General features: G+C 75.0%; 15 protein-coding genes. 9 read left to right on the top strand and 6 right to left on the bottom strand.

The features are described 5' to 3' along the window. The first annotated feature begins 154 nt into the window (after window positions 1-154). The 3 genes from recA (at window position 155) to rny (ending at window position 3,767) form a co-directional block, all read left to right on the top strand. Complete coding sequence (gene recA / locus J0910_RS23680) at window positions 155-1,297, top strand: recombinase RecA (protein WP_420160741.1); 1,143 nt, start codon at window positions 155-157, stop codon at window positions 1,295-1,297. Beyond that, entirely contained in the window at window positions 1,290-1,844 is a 555-nt protein-coding gene (locus tag J0910_RS23675) for a regulatory protein RecX (RefSeq protein WP_420160740.1), read from the top strand. The genes recA and J0910_RS23675 overlap by 8 nt, the downstream gene beginning before the upstream one ends. A 336-nt stretch (window positions 1,845-2,180) precedes the next feature. Beyond that, the gene (gene rny / locus J0910_RS23670; protein ID WP_420160739.1) at window positions 2,181-3,767 is read left to right on the top strand and encodes a ribonuclease Y; all 1,587 of its coding nucleotides are present in this window, start codon (window positions 2,181-2,183) and stop codon (window positions 3,765-3,767) included. A 17-nt stretch (window positions 3,768-3,784) separates the two neighbouring features. Here rny and J0910_RS23665 read toward each other — a convergent pair whose 3' ends face one another. Then, complete coding sequence (locus J0910_RS23665; protein WP_420160738.1) at window positions 3,785-5,944, bottom strand: S9 family peptidase; 2,160 nt, start codon at window positions 5,942-5,944, stop codon at window positions 3,785-3,787. Between the two features lie 232 nt (window positions 5,945-6,176). Here J0910_RS23665 and miaB point away from each other — a divergent pair, with 232 nt between their 5' ends. Then, window positions 6,177-7,649, top strand: coding sequence for a tRNA (N6-isopentenyl adenosine(37)-C2)-methylthiotransferase MiaB (gene miaB, locus J0910_RS23660; RefSeq protein WP_420162068.1), 1,473 nt, complete (start codon window positions 6,177-6,179; stop codon window positions 7,647-7,649). A gap of 72 nt (window positions 7,650-7,721) precedes the next feature. Here miaB and J0910_RS23655 read toward each other — a convergent pair whose 3' ends face one another. Then, window positions 7,722-9,011, bottom strand: a complete 1,290-nt coding sequence (locus tag J0910_RS23655) for a cytochrome P450 family protein (RefSeq protein WP_420160737.1) — start codon at window positions 9,009-9,011, stop codon at window positions 7,722-7,724. 54 nt (window positions 9,012-9,065) lie between these two features. Beyond that, window positions 9,066-9,809, bottom strand: a complete 744-nt coding sequence (locus tag J0910_RS23650) for a TetR/AcrR family transcriptional regulator (RefSeq protein ID WP_420160736.1) — start codon at window positions 9,807-9,809, stop codon at window positions 9,066-9,068. 158 nt (window positions 9,810-9,967) lie between these two features. Here J0910_RS23650 and J0910_RS23645 point away from each other — a divergent pair, with 158 nt between their 5' ends. Continuing rightward, a complete protein-coding gene (locus J0910_RS23645) occupies window positions 9,968-10,648 on the top strand; it encodes a class III extradiol dioxygenase subunit B-like domain-containing protein (RefSeq protein WP_420160735.1) in 681 nt (226 codons plus the stop codon). A gap of 22 nt (window positions 10,649-10,670) precedes the next feature. On the opposite strand, the gene J0910_RS23640 is transcribed toward J0910_RS23645, so the two are convergent. Further along, entirely contained in the window at window positions 10,671-11,423 is a 753-nt protein-coding gene (locus J0910_RS23640; protein WP_420160734.1) for a VOC family protein, read from the bottom strand. A 58-nt stretch (window positions 11,424-11,481) separates the two neighbouring features. Then, window positions 11,482-12,489 carry a tRNA (adenosine(37)-N6)-dimethylallyltransferase MiaA gene (gene miaA, locus J0910_RS23635; RefSeq protein WP_420160733.1) on the bottom strand — a complete coding sequence of 336 codons (1,008 nt, stop codon included), beginning with the start codon at window positions 12,487-12,489 and terminating at the stop codon, window positions 11,482-11,484. Between the two features lie 77 nt (window positions 12,490-12,566). Here miaA and dapF point away from each other — a divergent pair, with 77 nt between their 5' ends. From dapF to J0910_RS23615, 4 genes are all read left to right on the top strand, one after another. After that, entirely contained in the window at window positions 12,567-13,379 is an 813-nt protein-coding gene (gene dapF, locus J0910_RS23630; RefSeq protein ID WP_420160732.1) for a diaminopimelate epimerase, read from the top strand. Further along, window positions 13,376-14,344 carry an ABC transporter permease gene (locus tag J0910_RS23625; protein ID WP_420160731.1) on the top strand — a complete coding sequence of 323 codons (969 nt, stop codon included), beginning with the start codon at window positions 13,376-13,378 and terminating at the stop codon, window positions 14,342-14,344. The genes dapF and J0910_RS23625 overlap by 4 nt, the downstream gene beginning before the upstream one ends. A gap of 144 nt (window positions 14,345-14,488) precedes the next feature. Next, the gene (locus J0910_RS23620) at window positions 14,489-16,165 is read left to right on the top strand and encodes an ABC transporter family substrate-binding protein (protein ID WP_420160730.1); all 1,677 of its coding nucleotides are present in this window, start codon (window positions 14,489-14,491) and stop codon (window positions 16,163-16,165) included. A 370-nt stretch (window positions 16,166-16,535) separates the two neighbouring features. Then, complete coding sequence (locus tag J0910_RS23615) at window positions 16,536-16,979, top strand: hypothetical protein (protein WP_420160729.1); 444 nt, start codon at window positions 16,536-16,538, stop codon at window positions 16,977-16,979. Here J0910_RS23615 and J0910_RS23610 read toward each other — a convergent pair. Further along, entirely contained in the window at window positions 16,976-18,283 is a 1,308-nt protein-coding gene (locus tag J0910_RS23610; RefSeq protein WP_420160728.1) for a (Fe-S)-binding protein, read from the bottom strand. The genes J0910_RS23615 and J0910_RS23610 overlap by 4 nt on opposite strands. Between the last annotated feature and the right edge of the window lie 58 nt (window positions 18,284-18,341).

The following is an 18,341-nucleotide window of genomic DNA, read 5'->3' as shown; positions in this document are numbered from 1 at the left end:
CCGCGAGAGTGGTCGAAGACACGCGGCGCGCATACGTCCGACGCCGCGCCCCCGGCCGTCCACAGGTGGCGGAAGCCGTCGTGAAATGTCACGGCGAGGGCGTAGCGTCACTTCCGAGATGAAGAAGAAGACACCGACCCAACAGGGGTTCCCCGTGGCAGCTGCTGACAGAGACAAGGCTCTCGAGACCGCGCTCGCGCAGATCGAGCGCCAGTTCGGCAAGGGGTCCGTCATGCGCCTCGGCGATGACGACCGCCCGCCGATCCAGTCCATTCCGACCGGTGCCATCGCGTTGGACGTCGCCCTGGGCATCGGGGGCATCCCGCGGGGCCGCATCGTCGAGGTCTACGGCCCGGAGAGCAGCGGTAAGACCACCGTCGCGCTGCACGCGGTCGCCAACGCCCAGCGCGAGGGCGGCATCGCCGCCTTCATCGACGCCGAGCACGCCCTGGACCCCGAGTACGCCAAGAAGATCGGCGTGAACACCGACGACCTCCTGCTCTCCCAGCCGGACACCGGCGAGCAGGCGCTGGAGATCGCCGACATGCTGATCCGCTCCGGCGCGGTCTCCATCCTGGTGGTCGACTCGGTCGCGGCCCTGGTGCCGCGGGCCGAGATCGAGGGCGAGATGGGCGACAGCCACGTCGGCCTGCAGGCCCGCCTGATGTCCCAGGCGCTGCGCAAGATCGCCGGCGCGCTGCACCAGACCAACACCACCGCGATCTTCATCAACCAGCTCCGGGAGAAGGTCGGCGTGATGTTCGGCTCCCCGGAGACCACCACCGGTGGCCGGGCGCTGAAGTTCTACTCCTCGGTCCGGCTGGACGTCCGCCGGATCGAGACGCTCAAGGACGGCACCGACGCGGTCGGCAACCGGACCCGGGTCAAGGTCGTGAAGAACAAGACCGCCCCGCCGTTCAAGCAGGCCGAGTTCGACATCCTGTACGGCGTCGGCATCTCCCGCGAGGGCGGCCTGATCGACCTCGGCGTGGAGAACGGCATCGTGCGCAAGTCCGGCGCCTGGTACACCTACGAGGGCACCCAGCTGGGCCAGGGCAAGGAGAACGCCCGCAACTTCCTGCGGGACAACTCCGACATGGCGCTGGAGATCGAGAAGAAGATCAAGGAGAAGCTCGGCGTCCCGATGAAGGGGGACGACTCCGCCTCGCCGGCCGCCGACGCCGCGGCCAAGGAGCCGGTCAAGGAACCGGAGAAGGAGAAGGAGCCCGCCGCCGCGGTCCCGGCCGCCGCCAAGCGCGGAGCCAAGGCCAAGACCGCCGCCGCGACGGATGCCTGAGCCGCACTCCGAGTCCGGCTCCCCCGCCGAGGGGGAGCACCACGAGCACGCCCCCGAGGCCCGGGCGCGCATCGTCTGCCTGCGGATGCTGGCCACCGCACCGCGGACCCGCGCGCAGCTGGCCGAGGCGCTGCAGCGGCGCGGCATCGACGACCGCGTCGCGGAGACCGTGCTGGGCCGCTTCGGTGAAGTGGGGCTGATCGACGACGAGGCCTTCGCCGCCGCCTGGGTGGAGTCCCGGCACACCGGTCGGGGACTGGGCCGCCGCGCCCTCGCCGCCGAGCTGCGCCGGCGCGGGGTCGCCGCGGAGACGGTCCAGGCCGCCGTGGACGACCTCAGCGCCGACCGGGAGGAGCAGACCGCCCGCGAACTGGTCCGCCGCAAGCTCGCCGCCACCCGGGGCAAGGACGACGCGGTCCGGGTGCGCCGGGTGATGGGCATGCTGGCCCGCCGGGGCTTCCCGGGCGGGACGGCCTACCGGCTGGTCCGCGAGGAACTGGAGGCGGAGGGCTCCGACCTGGAGCTGCCCGACCCGGACCTGGGCTGACCGCCGGGCACCGGCCCGATCGTGATCGTTCAGTGATCAACTATCTCGCCGCCGGGCGTTCTCCCAGGTCGAAGCCTGCCCTGCGGTCCGCCGTTCCGGGCGCCGCCACAGTGCGTCACCGGCCCTCACTTGCCCGTCATGTGACGGGAGCCCTAACCTCGCCGCACAGGCGTATTAACTCCGCGCGCCTCGGGTAGCCCTATCCACAGCGGGCCACCCGCACACCGGGAACGGCGGAGAGCACGCCGGGGCGCCCGGTCCCGGGCGGCCGCGGTCCGGAGGCGCCGCGCGCCGCGCGGTCCGCCCCCGGCGGCGGAGACGGGTTGGGGGAAGGGCATGGGCGCTGCGACCGGCCCGCTGGCCGCCGGAGCGGTCGCGCTCGCCGTCCTCGCCGCGATCACCCTGCTCCTGCTGGTCCGCGTCCTGCTCGCGGCCCGGGAGCGGCGCGCCGGGGAGATCCGCCGCGAGCTCGCCGAGGCCAGGGAGCAGGTCGAGCGGATCCGCGCCGAGGCCGAGGCGGAGGCCGAGCGGCGCACCGGGGAGCTGGACGCCCGGCTGGCGGCGCGGCGCGCCGCCGCCGAGGAGGAGTGGGCCGCCGACCGGGCGCGGATCGAGGAGCGCCGCGCGGAGGTGGAGCGGCGCGAGGCCCGGCTGGACGAGCGGGAGCACCGGCTCGACGGGGAACTGCGCCGGGTCACCGACGCCGGACGGCGGCTGGACGAGCGAGAGGAGCGGCTGGCCGGGCTCGAACGGGACCTGGCCGACCGGGAGCAGGAACGGGTCAGCGCGCTGGAGGCCGCCGCGTCGCTCACCGCGGCGGAGGCCCGGGCCGAGCTGGTCGCCGCGGCGGAGGCCCAGGCCAAGCGGGACGCGGTGCTGACCGTCCGGGAGATCGAGGCGGAGGCGCGCCGGAACGGCGAGAAGCGGGCCCGCAAGATCATCTCGCTGGCGGTGCAGCGCCTGGCCACCGAGCAGACCAGTGAGTCCGTGGTCTCGGTGTTCCACCTGCCCTCCGACGACATGAAGGGCCGGATCATCGGCCGGGAGGGGCGCAACATCCGCGCCTTCGAGTCGGTCACCGGGGTCAACCTCATCATCGACGACACCCCCGGGGCGGTCCTGCTCTCCTGCTTCGACCCGGTGCGCCGGGAGGCCGCCCGGATCACCCTGGAGCGGCTGGTCCAGGACGGCAGGATCCACCCGCAGCGCATCGAGGACGTGCACGAGGCCAGCAGGGCCGAGGTGGACCGGCTGTGCGTGCGGGCCGGGGAGGACGCCCTGGTGGAGACCGGCGTCGCCGACGTGCACCCGGAACTGGTCACCCTCCTGGGCCAGCTGCGCTACCGCACCTCCTACGGCCAGAACGTGCTGGAGCACCTGGTGGAGTCGGCGCACCTGGCCGGGATGATGGCCGCCGAGCTGGGCATGGACCCGGCCGCGGTGAAGCGCGGCGCGCTGCTGCACGACATCGGCAAGGCGCTCACCCACGAGGTGGAGGGCAGCCACGCGGTGATCGGCGCGGAGATCGCCCGCCGCTACGGCGAGTCCGACGACGTGGTGCACGCGATCGAGGCGCACCACAACGAGGTGGAGGTGCGCACCGTCGAGGCGGTGCTCACCCAGGCCGCCGACGCGATCAGCGGCGGCCGCCCGGGCGCCCGGCGGGAGTCCCTGGAGGCCTACGTGGAGCGCCTGCAGCGGCTGGAGGAGATCGCCCGCTCCAACCCCGGCGTGGAGAAGGTCTTCGCCATGCAGGCCGGCCGCGAACTGCGCATCATGGTCCGGCCGGAGGACGTCGACGACGTCCAGTCCCAGGTCATCGCCCGGGACGTGGCCAAACGGGTGGAGGAGGAGCTCACCTACCCCGGCCAGATCAGGGTCACCGTCGTCCGCGAGTCCCGCGCCACCGAGACCGCCCGCTGAGCGCCCGCCCGGCGGGCTCAGCCCTGCTCCGCTCCGCTCGGGGCGCTGCCGGGCCAGATCGGTTCGGGGCCGGGGGGAGCCGGAGCGGCGGGCCCGGCGGGGTCTCCGCCGGCCGCGGGGGCGGCCGGCCCCCCGGGGGCCCCGGCGGCGGGGGCGGGCTCCTCGTCCAGCTCCGGCAGCGGCTCGGCCTCCAGCTCGGGGTCGGGGTACTCGGTGACCAGCTCCACCGGCGGCACCCCCGGCGGGGTGAAGCCGAAGACCTCGCCGTAGAAGGCCAGCTCGGCCTCGAGGGCGCGCTGCACCGACTCGGCGGCGCGGAAGCCGTGCCCCTCGCCCTCGAACTCGATCAGCGCGTGCCGCACCCCGCCCTCGGCCAGCGCGGCGGCGAACTCCGAGGCCTGGGCGCGCGGTACCACCCGGTCCTCGGTGCCCTGGAGCAGCAGCAGCGGCACCCGGACCCGGTCCGCCCTGCTGATCGGGGAGCGCTCGCGGTAGGTCGCGGAGTAGCCGGGCAGCGGGCCGAGCAGCGAGTCCAGGAACCGGGACTCGAAGTCGTGCGTCTCGGCGGCCAGCCGGAGCAGATCGGTCACCCCGTACAGGGAGGTCCCGCAGGCGAAGACGTCGCCCGCGGCGGCGAGCAGCGTGGTGAAGCCGCCCGCACTGCCGCCGCGCACCGCGATCCGGTCCGGGTCGGCGGTGCCGTCGGCGGCCAGCGCCCGGGCCACCGCCTCGGCGTCCTCCACGTCCAGCACGCCCCACATGCCGTGCAGCCGCTCGCGGTAGGTGCGGCCGAACCCGATGGAGCCGCTGTAGTTGACGTCGACCACCCCGATGCCGCGGCTGGTGAAGTAGGCCTTGGCCAGGTCGAGGCCGGTGGTGGCGCGGGCCACCGGGCCGCCGTGCACCCAGACCGCGTACGGCGCCGGGCCGTCCGCGGCGGCCTCCGGGCTGGCCGGCCGGTAGAGGTTGGCGTGCACGGTGCCGCCGTACCGTCCGGGCAGCTCGACCGTCTCGGGCTCCGGCAGGTAGCCGGGGTCGGGCAGGTCGTCCAGGGAGGCGCGCAGCGTCCGCACCCGGCCGGTGTCCGGGTCCAGCAGCACCAGGCTCTGCGGGGTGCGCGGCCCCGAGGCCAGCCCGACCACCCGGCTTCCGTCCCCGCCGAGCGTCTCCCAGCTGGTGAACGGGGTGTCCAGCGGGGCGAGCTCCAGGGTCCGCGGGTCGTAGACGGCCGGGACCAGGTCGGCGCCGCCGTGCAGCACCACCAGGCGGCCGTCGTCCAGCCGCACGTAGGGGAGGGTGCCCAGCCGCGCCGGACCCGGGGTGAACTCGCTCTCGTCCGGGTAGAGCGCGATCGCCTGGCCGGTCAGGCCGATCTCGTAGAGGTTCCAGAACCCGGGCCAGTCGGAGACGAAGCAGAGCCGGGAAGGGCCGTTCCAGACCGGGTGCAGCACCGACTCCGAGACGCCGCCCTTGAGGGTGTAGGCGCCGGTCACCCCGTCCGGGCCGAGCCGGCCCACCCGCAGCTCGGTGCCGTCCCACGGCATGCGCGGGTGGTTCCAGGCCACCCAGGCCAGGTGCCCGCCGTCCGGGGACGGCACCGGGGAGGCGAAGAAGTCGGCCCCGGTGACCAGCACGGAGACCGCATCGGGCTCCTCGGCGGCCCGGCCGGACAGCGGCACCGAGACGATGGCCCGCCGCACCGACCCGTCCGCGCCGTGCTCCTCGCGCACGCACACCACCCGCTTGCCGTCGGCGGACAGCGCCGGGTCGGCGTAGCGCAGCGCGGCCGGGGCCTCCGGGGCGGGGGTGAGCGGGACCGGCGTCCGGGAGTCCCGTTCGAGCAGGTAGAGCCGCTGGTCGGCGGCGTTGGCGAAGACGATCCCGTACCGGGTGCGGGCCTTGTCGTCGCGTCGCGGCACGGGCAGGTGGGAGCGCCCGCCGTACTCGTGCACCCGCGTGCAGGCGCTCCACGGGGCGGGGAGCAGCTCGGTGTCGGCCCCGTCGGCGCCGCGCCGCATCACGGTGGTGCGGCCGCCCTCGTCCGGGCGGGCCTCCTCCCACCAGACCTCCTCGCCGGCGACCGAGGGGAATCCCAGCCGTCGGACTCCTCGGGCGACGTCGCTCGCTGCGATCGGCGATGGCCAGGCGCCGTAGGGGGCCGTGACGCGGTCGGTCATAACGGAGATCTCTGTGCTCGCGGGGGTGAAGACCTACAAGTCGACCTTAGTGGTCGGGAGGGGGTACGCGCATCGCGGCCGGGCCGCCGCGGCCCCGTCCCCACCCCCTATCACCTGAGCGGACGGCCCCGGAAGCCCCCGCGCGGCGCGGCCGGGACCGGCCCCGGCGCAGGGCCGAGCGGGTCGCGCGGGCCACTAGCCTGGAGAGGTGAGCCAGAGTCGTACTTACGAGGTGCGGACCTACGGCTGCCAGATGAACGTGCACGACTCCGAGCGCCTGTCCGGTCTGCTGGAGGATGCGGGGTACGAGCGCGCAGCCGAGAACAGCACCGCAGATGTCATCGTCTTCAACACGTGCGCGGTCCGCGAGAACGCGGACAACCGCCTCTACGGCAACCTCGGGCACCTGCGCCCGGTGAAGGACGCCCGCCCCGGCATGCAGATCGCCGTCGGCGGCTGCCTGGCGCAGAAGGACCGCGGCGAGATCGTCCGCCGCGCGCCCTGGGTGGACGTGGTCTTCGGCACGCACAACATCGGCTCGCTGCCGATCCTGCTGGAGCGCTCCCGGGTGCAGCGCGAGGCGCAGGTGGAGATCGAGGAGTCGCTGCAGGCGTTCCCCTCCACGCTGCCCACCCGCCGGGAGTCCGCCTACGCGGCCTGGGTGTCGGTCTCCGTCGGCTGCAACAACACCTGCACCTTCTGCATCGTGCCGTCGCTGCGCGGCAAGGAGAAGGACCGCCGCCCCGGCGACGTCCTCGCCGAGGTGCGCGCCCTGGTCGGCGAGGGCGCCGTCGAGGTGACCCTGCTCGGCCAGAACGTCAACGCCTACGGCTCGGAGTTCGGCGACCGGCAGGCCTTCTCCAAGCTGCTGCGCGCCTGCGGCGGGATCGAGGGGCTGGAGCGGGTCCGGTTCACCTCCCCGCACCCCCGCGACTTCACCGACGACGTCATCGAGGCGATGGCCGAGACCCCCAACGTGATGCCGCAGCTGCACATGCCGCTGCAGTCCGGGTCCAGCCGGGTGCTCAAGGCGATGCGCCGCTCCTACCGGCGCGAGCGGTTCCAGGGCATCGTGGAGAAGGTCCGCGCGGCCATGCCCGAGGCGGCCATCACCACCGACATCATCGTCGGCTTCCCCGGTGAGACCGAGGAGGACTTCCAGGAGACCCTGGACGTGGTGGCCGAGTCCCGGTTCGCCTCCGCGTTCACCTTCCAGTACTCCAAGCGCCCGGGCACCCCGGCCGCGGAGATGGACGGGCAGCTGCCCAAGGAGGTCGTGCAGGAGCGCTACGAGCGGCTCATCGCCCTCCAGGAGCGGATCTCCGCGGAGGAGAACGCCAAGCTCGTCGGTACCGAGACCGAGCTGCTCGTCGCCGAGGGCGAGGGGCGCAAGGACGGCGAGCGCCGTCGGCTCTCCGGACGCGCACCGGACAACCGGCTGGTCCACTTCGCGGTGGAGGAGGGCGCCGAGGAGCCCCGCCCCGGCGACATGGTCCGGGTCGGCATCACCTACGCCGCGCCGCACCACCTGGTCGCCGACTCCGGCGTGCGCGCGCTGCGCCGCACCCGGGCCGGCGACGCCTGGGCCGCGCGCAACGGCGTCGCCGAGAAGCAGGCCGGGCCCGGGGTGATGCTGGGCATGCCGTCGATCGGCGCCCCGGCGCCGGCGCCGGCCGCCGCCGCGGGCGGCTGCTGCGACGCCTGACCGCCCCGGACACCGCGGCGGAGCCGCCCGCCCCGGGGGACCGGGCCGGGCGGCTCCGCCCGTTCGGGCCGCTCAGCCGAGCCGGACCGGCAGCTCGGCCAGCCGCCAGCTGAGCGGGATCCGCTCGCGCCGCAGCTCGGACGGGGGCACCGCGAGCGAGAGGCCCGGGTAGCGGTCGAACAGCCGGGTGAACGCCACCTCGCCCTCCTGCCGGGCCAGGGCGGCGCCCAGGCAGTAGTGCGCGCCGTGCCCGAAGCCCATGTGCGACTCGCGCCGCCCGGCGGGCTCGCGGGCCAGGTCCAGCCGGCGGGGGTCGGGGAACTCGGCGGGGTCGGCGTTGGCCGAGCCGAGCAGCGCCATGCAGGCCTGGCCCTTGGCGAACCGCAGCCCGTTGATCTCCAGGTCCTCCGAGGCGTAGCGCATCCGGGTGCCGTGGATCGGGCCGCACCAGCGCATCAGCTCGTGCACCGCGCGCGGGCCGATGCCCGGCTCGGTGCGGAGCAGGCGCAGCTGCTCGGGGTGGGTGAGCAGGGCCAGCGTCCCGTTGCCGATCAGGTGCGCGGTGGTCTCGTGCCCGGCCAGGATCAGGGTGAGCACCAGCGAGACCAGCTCGTCGTCGGAGAGCCGGTCCCCGTCCTCGTCGTGCGTGCGGATCAGCGCGGTCATCAGGTCTTCGGCCGGGGCGCTGCGGCGCTCGGCGATGAGCGCCTTGGCCTGGTCGGCGATGCCGATCAGGGCTTCGCCGCGGACCCCCTGGTCGCTGGTGAAGAGCCTCCTGCCCCAGTCGCGCCAGGCGTTCCGCTCCTCATCGGGGACGCCGACCAGCTCGCAGATGACGGTGATCGGCAGCGGGTAGGCGAAGTGCTCGATGAGGTCGACGACGCCGTCCTCGGCGCGGTCGGGCAGCGCGTCCAGCAGGGCGCCGGTGATCTCCTCCACCCGGGGGCGCAGCGCGTTGACCCGCTTCACGGTGAAGGCGCGGGAGACGAGCTTGCGGATCCGGGTGTGGTCGGGGGCGTCCATGTCGAGGATGCTCGCGTCGACCATGTACCGGGCGTACTCCCGGGGCACCCCGGCCGCCTTCATCGCCTGGAGCCGGAGGTTCTGGCCGTCGTCCCCGCCGGGGGAGAGCGGGGACGGGTCGTTGAGCATCCGCTTGTCGGCGAGCATCTCCCGGGCGTCCTCGTAGTGCGTGACCAGCAGGACGTCCGGTTCGCCGGGGATCGGCAGCGAGGCGGGGACGAGCCGCCCCCGGGCGCGCAGCTCCTCGTACCTGGCGTAGGGGTCGATGTGGAAGCCGGGGTCGCCGAGGTCGACCGGGGCGCTGGCGGCACTCGTGGTGTTCTCGGTGGGCGCGGACATGTCGGGTCCTCTCTCCATCGGTGCCGGCCCCGCCGCGACCCGGCGGGGCCGGCCTCAGCTCGATTTCTGCCGGGCGATCTCCTCGACGAGCCGGTCCAGCAGGTTCTGGAACAGGTCGATGACGGCGGGGGCGGCGGCCCGCAGCCGCTCGGGGTCGGCCGGGGCCTCGAAGGCGTCGCCGACGGTCCGGCCCAGCAGCCGGGCGGCGGCCTCGGCGTCGGCCGGGGCGAACGGCGTGAGGGAGCCGGTGACCAGGAACCCGGTCACCGTCGCGGAGTAGCCGAACAGCCGCTCCTCGGCGGTTCCGCCGGGGCGGAGCAGGCCGTGGCCGTCCAGGACGCGGAAGTAGGCGGCCAGGGTCTCGAAGCGGAGCCGGGACAGCTCGGCGACCTCCGTCGCCGCGGTGCGGGCCAGCACCCCGAGGGTCTCGGTGTCGCCGGTGATCACGGTGCGCGCGACCGGGTCCCGGTCGACCAGCAGGTAGGCGGCGGATGCGACCCGGCCGGGCAGGATCGCCGCGGGGTCGGCGCGCATCTCCGCGACCTCGGCCCGGATCATCTGCTCCTGGGAGCGCATCAGCACGCTGAGGAACAGCGCCTCCTTGGTGGGGAAGTGCAGGTAGACGGTGCCCTTGCCGACGCCGGCGCGCTCGGCGACCTCGCTGACCGAGACCCGCCGGTACCCCAGGGCGGTGAGCAGCTCCCCGGCGGCCTGCAGGATCCGGTCGGCCCGCTCCTCGCGCCCGCCCCCGGCGCCCGGCCGCCCCCCGGTGCGCTGTTCCGTTCCGCTGCCCGCCATGCTCCCCGCTCTCCTGTGCGACGCTCTTTCGTGACCGGATCGACCAATCTGGTCATACAGTCACGATAGCCCGCCGGCGGCCGCCCGTACAGGCCCGCGGAGGGAAGAGCCCCCTCACCGGAGGGGCGGGGCCGCGGGCCGCCATAGGGTGGTGAGCCATGCTGATCGCCGCCGCCGTCTGCCCGCACCCGCCCCTGCTGGTCCCCGAGGTCGCCCAGGGCGCCGCGGCCGAGCTGGACGGGGTGCGGAAGCTGTGCGGGGCGGCGCTCTCCACCGTCGCCGAGTCCGGCGCCGACCTGGTCGCGGTGGTGGGGGCCGGCGAGCGGGAGCGGACGCACGGCCCGGACGCGGGCGGGGACCTGGCGCCGTTCGGGGCGGCGCTGCGGGTGGGGCCGGGACCGGCCGAGCTGCCCTTGGCGCTGACCGTGGGCCGCTGGCTCGCCGAGCGGTCCGGGCTCCGCCCCGACCGCTACCTGGAGGTCCCGGCGGACGCCGACCCGGGGCGCTGCGCCGGGATCGGCGCGGAGCTGGCCGCCGAGGTGCCGCGGCTGGCCCTGGTGGTGATGGGGGACGGCAGCGCCCGCAGGCCCCCGGCCTCCCCGGGCCGCCCGGACGACCGGGCGCCCGCCTTCGACACCGGGGTCGCCGCCGCGCTGGACCGGGCCGACACCGGCGCGCTTGCCGCGCTCGACCCGGCCCGGGCCGACGAGCTGATGGCGGCGGGCCGGCCGGCCTGGCAGGTGCTGGCCGGCGCGGCCGCCGGCGCCGGCCTCTCCGGCGAGCTCCTCGCGCACGAGGCGCCCTACGGCGTCGGCTACTTCGTGGCCCGCTGGAGCTGAGCGCCGGCCCCGCGCGATCCGGTCAGTCGCCGTTCGGGACCTCCATCGCGGCGAACCGGGCGCCGAACGGGTCGGCGATCAGGGCCCACCGGCCGTAGCCGGAGGCGCCGGCCGGGCGGAGCACCGCGCCGCCGAGCCCGACCGCGCGCTCCGAGGTCCGGTCGGCGTCCCGCACCACCAGGTAGCAGAGCCAGGCGCCGCGGCCCGAGGCGGTGCGCTCGGCCGCCCCCGCGTAGACGCCGCACACCGGGGAGCCTCCGCTGTACAGCGTCACGTACTCCGCGTCGGCGATCCGCTCGGCCTCGTAGCCGAACAACCGGACCAGGAAGTCCGCGGTGGCCGGCACGTCGGCGCTGGTCGCCTCGGCCCAGATCGGGGCGCCGGGAACGCCGAACGCCTCGGCGCCGCCCAGCGAGCCGCGCAGCCACAGCGCGAACTCCGTCCCGGCCGGCTCCCGCACGACGGCGCGGGTGCCCAGCCCGGCGACGTCCTCCGGGCCGGAGAGCACCCGGCCGCCCAGCCCGGCGGCGGCCTCCAGGGAGCCGCCCAGGTCCGGGGTGGCCAGGTGCGCGGTCCAGTACGCCGGCCCGGCCGGGTCCGCGGCGGCGCTCAGCCCGGCGACCCGCTCCCCGTCCAGCAGCGCGGTGGTGTAGGGCCCGGTGTCGAACTCCCAGCCGAGCAGCTCCCCGTAGAACCCGGCGGCGCGGCCGACATCGGGGACCGTCAGGTCCAGCCAGGCGGGCGCCCCGGAGGGGTACTCCACGGAAGTCGTCATGGCGCGATTGTCCCTGAGCAGGGGCCGCATCACCCCGGAAAACCGGGTAAAGGGGGCGTCAAGCGTCCATCGGGCTTCTCCGGGCGCTCTCCTCGATTCCGCCCGTCCCCGGCTCCGCCTCCCCGGGCGCCGCCGCGGCGACCAGCTCCAGGGACCGTTCGAGCAGGTCCGGGTCGTCGTAGCGGAGCCAGTGCACCCGCGGGTCGCGGCGGAACCAGGACTCCTGGCGGCGGGCGAACCGGCGGGTGGCGCGGACGGTCTCCTCGCGGGCGGCCTCCTCGTCGCACTCGCCGGCCAGGAAGCGCAGCACCTGGGCGTAGCCGAGGGCCCGGGGGGCGGTCCGCCCCTCGGCCAGGCCGTGCCGGCACAGCTCGCGGACCTCCTCGACCAGCCCGGCCTCCCACATCAGGTCGACCCGCCGGGCGATGCGCTCGTCCAGCTCGGGGCGGGGGACCTCCAGGCCGATCTGCACGGACGGGTAGCGGGACTCGTGCCGGGGCAGGGTCGCGGTGAACGGGCGGCCGGTCAGCTCGACCACCTCCAGCGCGCGGACGATGCGGCGCCCGTTGCTCGGCAGGATCGCCTCCGCCGCGGCCGGGTCGCACCCGGCCAGCCGGGCGTGCAGGGCGGCCGGGCCGCGCTCGGCGAGCTCGGCCTCCAACCGGGCCCGGATCTCCGGGTCGGTGCCGGGGAACTCCAGTTCGTCCAGGACCGCGCGGACGTACAGGCCCGACCCTCCCACCAGGACCGGCGCGGTCCCGGCGGCGAGCATCCCGTCGACCAGGCCGCGGGCCAGCCGCTGGTAGCGCGCCACGTCGGCCGGCTCGGTGACGTCCCAGACGTCCAGCAGGCGGTGCGGGACGCCGCGGCGCTCGTCCTCGGGCAGCTTGGCGGTGCCGATGTCCATGCCGCGGTACAGCTGCATGGAGTCGGTGTTGACGATCTCGGCCGGCCGCAGCCTCAGCGCGAGGCCGACGGCGAGGTCGGACTTGCCGGCCGCCGTCGGGCCGACCACCGAGACCACGACGCCTCTCCCCGGTTCCGGGTGTGTTCTACCGCTGCCCATCCCTCCAGTCTGGCAGCGCCGGAGCAGTGCTCGCGGACGTGCCCCGGGCCCCGTTCGGGCGGCTTAGGATGAGCCGCATGCGTTTCGCCAAAGGCCACGGAACCGAGAACGATTTCGTGATTCTCCCGGACCCCGACGGTGCGCTGGACCTCAGCGCCGACCAGGTCGCGCGACTGTGCGACCGGCGCGCCGGCATCGGCGGCGACGGGGTGCTGCGGGTCGTGCGGACCGCGGCCCTGGGGGAGCCGGTGACCGGGGGCGCCGCGGACGCCGAGTGGTTCATGGACTACCGCAACGCCGACGGCAGCATCGCCGAGATGTGCGGCAACGGGGTGCGGGTGTTCGCCCGCTACCTGCTCCACGCGGGGCTGGCCGGCGGGGGGCCGATCACCGTCGGGACCCGGGCCGGGGCGCGCCGGGTCGAGGTGGAGGCCGACGGCGACATCACCGTCGACATGGGCCTCCCCGAGGTGCTCGGCGCGGGCGCCGCCCGGCTGGCCGGCGGCGAGGAGGTGCGCGGGATGCGCGTCTCGGTGGGCAACCCGCACCTGGCGTGCGTGCTGGACCGGCCGGTGGCCGGCTTCGACCTGAGCGCGGCGCCCGAGCTGGACCCGGCGGAGTTCCCCGAGGGCGGCAACGTCGAGGTGGTCGCCGAGACCGGTCCGGGCACCCTGGACATGCGGGTCTACGAGCGCGGCTCCGGGGAGACCCGCTCCTGCGGCACCGGCATCGTCGCGGCGGCGGTCGCCGCCACCGGCGCCGCGGGGACCCCGGCCACCTGGAGGGTCCGGGTGCCGGGCGGGGAGTGCACGGTCTTCCTGGACGCCCGGGGCGCCCGGCTGCGCGGTCCGGCCGTGATCGTGGCCGAGGGCGAGGTCCAACCGGGGTGAGCCCGGCGGCGGGGTACCTGCTGCGCCGGCTGGTCGGAGGGGTGTGCCTGCTGGTGGCCGCCTCCAGTTGCGCCTACCTGCTCTGCGCGGCGGTGCTCGACCCGCGCGGCAACTACCAGGCGATGAGCCCGCCGCCCCCGCCGGAGGCGGTGTCGCGGATGCTCGCGGAGAACAACCTCGACCCCGGGGCTCCGCTGGCCGAGCGGTACCTGGTCTGGGCCTCCGGTGCCCTCACCGGCGACCTGGGGCGGACCTGGGACGGCCGTAGCGTCTCGGAGGAGCTGGCGCTGCGGGCCGGGGCCAGCCTGCGGCTGCTGGCCGCCGGGGCGGTGGCCGGCGCGGTCGGCGGCGTCGCGGCGGGGGCCTGGGCGGGCGCCCGCGGCGGCCGGTGGGACACCGCGGCCGCGGCGGGGGCGGCGCTGCTCCTCTCCGTCCCGCCGGTGGTGGTGGCGCTGGTGCTGCAGACGCTCGCGATCGCGCTGAACCGGTCCGCCGGCGGCGTGCTGCTGCCCGCGGTGGGCGAGCCGGACGCCGGGGCGCCGCCGGGGGAGGTGCTGGCCCATATGATCCTGCCCACGCTGGCCCTGGCCCTGCCGCTGGCCGCGGTGTTCAGCCGGTACCAGCGCGCGCTGATGGCGGACGAGGTCCGCTCCGACTATGTCCGCACCGCGCGGGCCAAGGGGCTGCGCCGGGGGCGGGCGCTGCGCGGGCACGCGCTCCGCTCCTGCCTGGCGCCCACCGCCGCCTATTTCGCCTACACCACGGCGGCCCTGTTCACCGGGGCCGTGTTCGTGGAGAAGGTCTTCGGCAGGCACGGGACGGGGGAGATGCTGATCGACGCGATCGAGGCCGGCGACGCCAACGCCGCCGCGGCGGTGTGCGTCTTCGGTGCACTCTGCGTGACCGTCGCGGGGTTCGCCGCGGACGCGCTCCGGGTGGTGCTGGACCCCCGGGTCAGGGCCTGAACAGGGGAGAGCGGCCGCCCCGGCCGGACGGGAAGAGTAGTATTCCCGGATTGTTCCAATAGTGGCTTTCGTTCCGGCGGCTGTCCGGTCACTTCCCGAGAGGGGGCCCAGGTGCGCGAGGAACGGGCTCGCGGAGGTCTCGTCGTGCTGTCCGCGGTTCTCCTGGCGGCCTCCGCCTGTACCGGCGGAACCCAGAACGAGCAGCGGACCGCGGCGTCGGCGGAGGCCGCCGACATCAACGCCGCCGACCGGGACGAGCTGGCCGACGGCGGCACACTGGAGTGGGGCATCAACGAGTTCCCCGCCCAGTGGAACCCGCACCACGCCGACGGCAACCTGGCCACGGTGCACACGGTGATGGACGCCCTGCTGCCCGCGCCGTTCGAACCCGGCCCGGACGGCGGCGCCCGCCCCGACCCCGACTACCTGCTCGGCGCCGACGTGCGGCGCGACGGCGGGGGACAGGTGCTCACCCTGGAGCTCAACCCCGAGGCGCACTGGTCCGACGGCACCCCGATCACCTGGAAGGACTACCGGGCCACCGCCGAGGCGCTGGCCGGCGGGGCCGACGGGTACAAGGTCCGCGGCGAGGTCGGCTACGACCGGATCGCCTCGGTGGAGCGCGGCGCCGACCGGTTCGAGGCCGTCGTCTCCTTCGACGAGCCGTTCTCGGAGTACCCGTCGCTGTTCGACCCGCTGCTGCCGGCCCGCTACGCCGGCGACCCGGAGTCCTTCGACAGCGGGTACCTGGAGGACGTCCCGCTGACCGCCGGCCCGTTCGCCTTCGCCGGGATGGACCCGAAGCGGCAGACCGTGACGCTGGAGCGCTCGGACGACTGGTGGGGCGACCCGGCCAAGCTCGACGGGATCGTCTTCCGCGCGATGGACGGCGAGGCGCTCACCACCTCCTTCCTGGAGGGCGGGGTGGACGCCTTCGGGCTGCCGATCGACGCCGCCGCCTTCGAGCGGGCCTCCTCGGCCGACGGCGGCGAGGTGCGCACCGCCCTGGGGCCGGACTACCGGCACATCACCCTCAACGGGGAGAGCCCGGCCCTGTCCGACGTCCGGGTCCGCCACGCGCTCTTCCTCGGCATCGACCGCGAGGCCATCACCGACGCCGCCCTGGAGGGCGTGGACTGGTCGGCCGAGCCGCTCGGCAACCACTTCCTGCTGGAGGGGCTGCCCGGCTACACCGACAACAGCGGCGAGTGGGGCGAGCGGGACACCGGCCGCGCCGCCGAACTGCTGGACGAGGCGGGCTGGAAGGCCGGCGACGGCGGGGCGCGCACCAAGGACGGCGAGCCCCTGACCCTGCGCTACCTGGTCCCCCGCGGCCACGCCCCGGCGCAGAGCGAGGCCGAGATGGTCCAGGCCATGCTGGAGGAGATCGGCGTCGCGGTGGAGATCGAACCGGTCGGCGGCGACGAGCTCTTCTCCCGCTACGTGCTGCCCGGCGACTACGACCTGGTCTCCTTCGTCAACACCGGCGGCGACTTCCCGGTCTCCGCCTCCCTCCCGCAGTGGGCCTCCCCGGCCGGCGGCGCGGAGGGCTCCGGCGACCCCGACTGGCGCTCCAACGTCGGCCGCATCTCCTCCCCGGAGATCGACGCCGCCATGGAGGAGGCCCTGGCCGCCCCGGACGCCGAGACCGCCACCGCCGCCGTCAACGAGGCCGACCGCCTGCTCTGGGAGGCCGGCCACACCCTCCCCCTCTACCAGCGCCCCCAGCTGATGGCCGTCCGCACCGACCTGGCCAACATCGGCGCCCCCGGCTTCCGCCCCCTCGACTACGCCGACATCGGCTACCTGAAGAAGGGCTAGATCGTCGACGGGGTGATGGGAAAAGGCGGCGGGCGCAGAAGAACACCCGATTCCTTCCCCCGATGATCGTGGCGTTGCGGGGCCATCAGAGCCCTCTGACGGCCCCGCAACTCCAAGATCATCGCCCGACTCCCATCAATGATCCAGCGGCGCCGGGCGGTGCGGGAACGCGCTTCTCGAGTTTCCCTCGTACGGGCGCCATTACCATCATGTGCCTAGAAACGGACATTTACCTCCTTTCTGGTCATGAATGCCGGCCAGGCAGGATCCGAGCGATGGAGCCCTGGGAACCGAGGCCCCCTCTCGCCGCCCATGTGCCTCCGATGCCCGTTCCGTGCATCCCTACCGTGAAACGGATGGTCGTTCCCCCGTGAGCAAGCCCCCCGTGGTCAAGCCCTTCGTGGGCGGGCCCTTCCCCACAAGCCTGACCGGCGCCCGCATCCTGCTGTTCGCGTTCACCGGCGTCTCCCTCCTCAGCGGCGGAAACAACCTCTTCTCCACGGGGTTCTCCTCCGCGGCTGCGATAGCGCCGACCCTCCTCTTCATCCTGACCCCCGGAGCCGTCTCCCTCCTGCTCGCACTCTTCCTCCCGCGCGGCGGCCCGGTCGTCTTCTGGCTGCTCATCGCCATGTGCGTGTTCTGGACCTTCTCCGCACTCGGGAACATCGGCAGGGACCCCGCCTGGGTCCTCCACATCTGCTGGCCGCTCCTGCTGGCGGTCTTCACCACCCGCAAGGCCTCCCGCGCCTACCTCCTGCACCGCGCGCCCTCCCCCGATCCGAGCGGAGAGCCGGTGGAGCAGGGACGGGACTAGCCCAGCAGCGCCTCCGGGCCCAGCCCGCGGAGGGAGGCGTCGAGGACCTGGGCGGTGTGCGCGACGGCGATCGGGCGGCCGGTGCGTTCCAGGGACGAGGCGATCTGCAGGGTGCAGCCGGGGTTGCCGGCGATGAGGAGGTCGGCGCCGGAGGCGGCGACGCCCGCGGCCTTGCGGTCGCCCAGGTCGCGGGCGGGCTCCGGGTTGAGCAGGTTGTAGACGCCGGCGGAGCCGCAGCAGATCTCCGGTTCGGGGAGTTCGGCCAGCTCCAGGCCGGGGATCGCGCGGAGCAGCTCGCGGGGCTGGGCGGTGATGCCCTGGCCGTGCGAGAGGTGGCAGGCATCGTGGTAGGCGGCGCGGACCGGCAGCGGGTGGCGCTCGGCGCGCGGGCCCAGGTCGGCGAGGAACTCCGACAGGTCGACCACCCGCTCGGAGAGCGCCTCGGCGCGGCGCACCAGGGCCGCCGGGGCGCCCGCCTCGCGGAGCAGGCGGCCGTAGTGCTTCATCGTGCCGCCGCAGCCCGCGGAGTTGACCACCACCGCCTCCACCCCGGCCCGGGCGAAGGTGCGCACCGTCGCCTCGGCCAGCCGGGCGGCCTCGGCGGCGCGGCCGGAGTGCGCGGAGAGCGCGCCGCAGCAGCCCTGGGAGCGGGGGATGGCGACCTCGCAGCCCTCGCTCGCCAGTACCCGGGCGGTGGCCGTGTTGACCTGGGGGAAGAAGGCGCCCTGCACGCACCCGGTGAGCATGCCCACCCGGGCGCGGAGCCCGCCGCGGGCCCGGACCAGCTCCGGCAGGGCCGGCACCTTGGCGCGGATCGGCGGGGCCACCCGCTCCATGGTGGCCAGGGTGGGGGAGATCCGGTCCAGCAGCCCGGAGCGGCGCAGCGGTCCGGACAGGCGGCTGGCCTGGTAGGCGCGGAGCGGGCCGCGGAGCAGGCGCAGACGGTCCCGGTACGGGAAGAGGGCGAAGACGGCCGAGCGGAGCAGCCGCTCGGTGAGGGGGCGCTCGTGCCGCTCCTCCACCCGGGCCCGGGTGGTCTCGATCAGCGCGTCGTAGGCCACCCCGGAGGGGCAGGCCGTCACGCACGCCAGGCAGCCCAGGCAGTTGTCGAAGTGGCCGACGGCCGCCTCGGTCAGCACGTCGTCCTTCTCGGCCTGGCCCATCAGGTGGATCCGGCCGCGCGGGGAGTCCATCTCCTCGCCCCACAGCACGTAGGTGGGGCAGGTGGGCAGGCAGAAGCCGCAGTGCACGCAATCGCCGAGCAGCTCGGAGAAACCGCGCTCTTGGTCCACGCTCTCGGTCATGGGGCGTCCTCCTCGATGCCGGCGGCGGTGCCGGGGCCGCCGGACGGGCGGTCGGGCC

The sequence above is a fragment of the Nocardiopsis oceanisediminis genome (genome assembly GCF_048595525.1).
Lineage (GTDB): Bacteria > Actinomycetota > Actinomycetes > Streptosporangiales > Streptosporangiaceae > Nocardiopsis_A > Nocardiopsis_A oceanisediminis.
This window is presented reverse-complemented; position numbering and strand designations above follow the sequence as displayed.

What these genes read in the sequence shown, in the direction of transcription:
- J0910_RS23675 (WP_420160740.1), top strand. Translation starts at nt 1,290, where the DNA reads ATGCCTGAGCCGCACTCCGAGTCCGGCTCCCCCGCCGAGGGGGAGCAC.
- dapF (WP_420160732.1), top strand. Translation starts at nt 12,567, where the DNA reads ATGCGTTTCGCCAAAGGCCACGGAACCGAGAACGATTTCGTGATTCTC.
- miaA (WP_420160733.1), bottom strand. Translation starts at nt 12,489, where the DNA reads ATGGGCAGCGGTAGAACACACCCGGAACCGGGGAGAGGCGTCGTGGTC.
- J0910_RS23650 (WP_420160736.1), bottom strand. Translation starts at nt 9,809, where the DNA reads ATGGCGGGCAGCGGAACGGAACAGCGCACCGGGGGGCGGCCGGGCGCC.
- J0910_RS23610 (WP_420160728.1), bottom strand. Translation starts at nt 18,283, where the DNA reads ATGACCGAGAGCGTGGACCAAGAGCGCGGTTTCTCCGAGCTGCTCGGC.
- J0910_RS23640 (WP_420160734.1), bottom strand. Translation starts at nt 11,423, where the DNA reads ATGACGACTTCCGTGGAGTACCCCTCCGGGGCGCCCGCCTGGCTGGAC.
- rny (WP_420160739.1), top strand. Translation starts at nt 2,181, where the DNA reads ATGGGCGCTGCGACCGGCCCGCTGGCCGCCGGAGCGGTCGCGCTCGCC.
- J0910_RS23645 (WP_420160735.1), top strand. Translation starts at nt 9,968, where the DNA reads ATGCTGATCGCCGCCGCCGTCTGCCCGCACCCGCCCCTGCTGGTCCCC.
- J0910_RS23665 (WP_420160738.1), bottom strand. Translation starts at nt 5,944, where the DNA reads ATGACCGACCGCGTCACGGCCCCCTACGGCGCCTGGCCATCGCCGATC.
- J0910_RS23655 (WP_420160737.1), bottom strand. Translation starts at nt 9,011, where the DNA reads ATGTCCGCGCCCACCGAGAACACCACGAGTGCCGCCAGCGCCCCGGTC.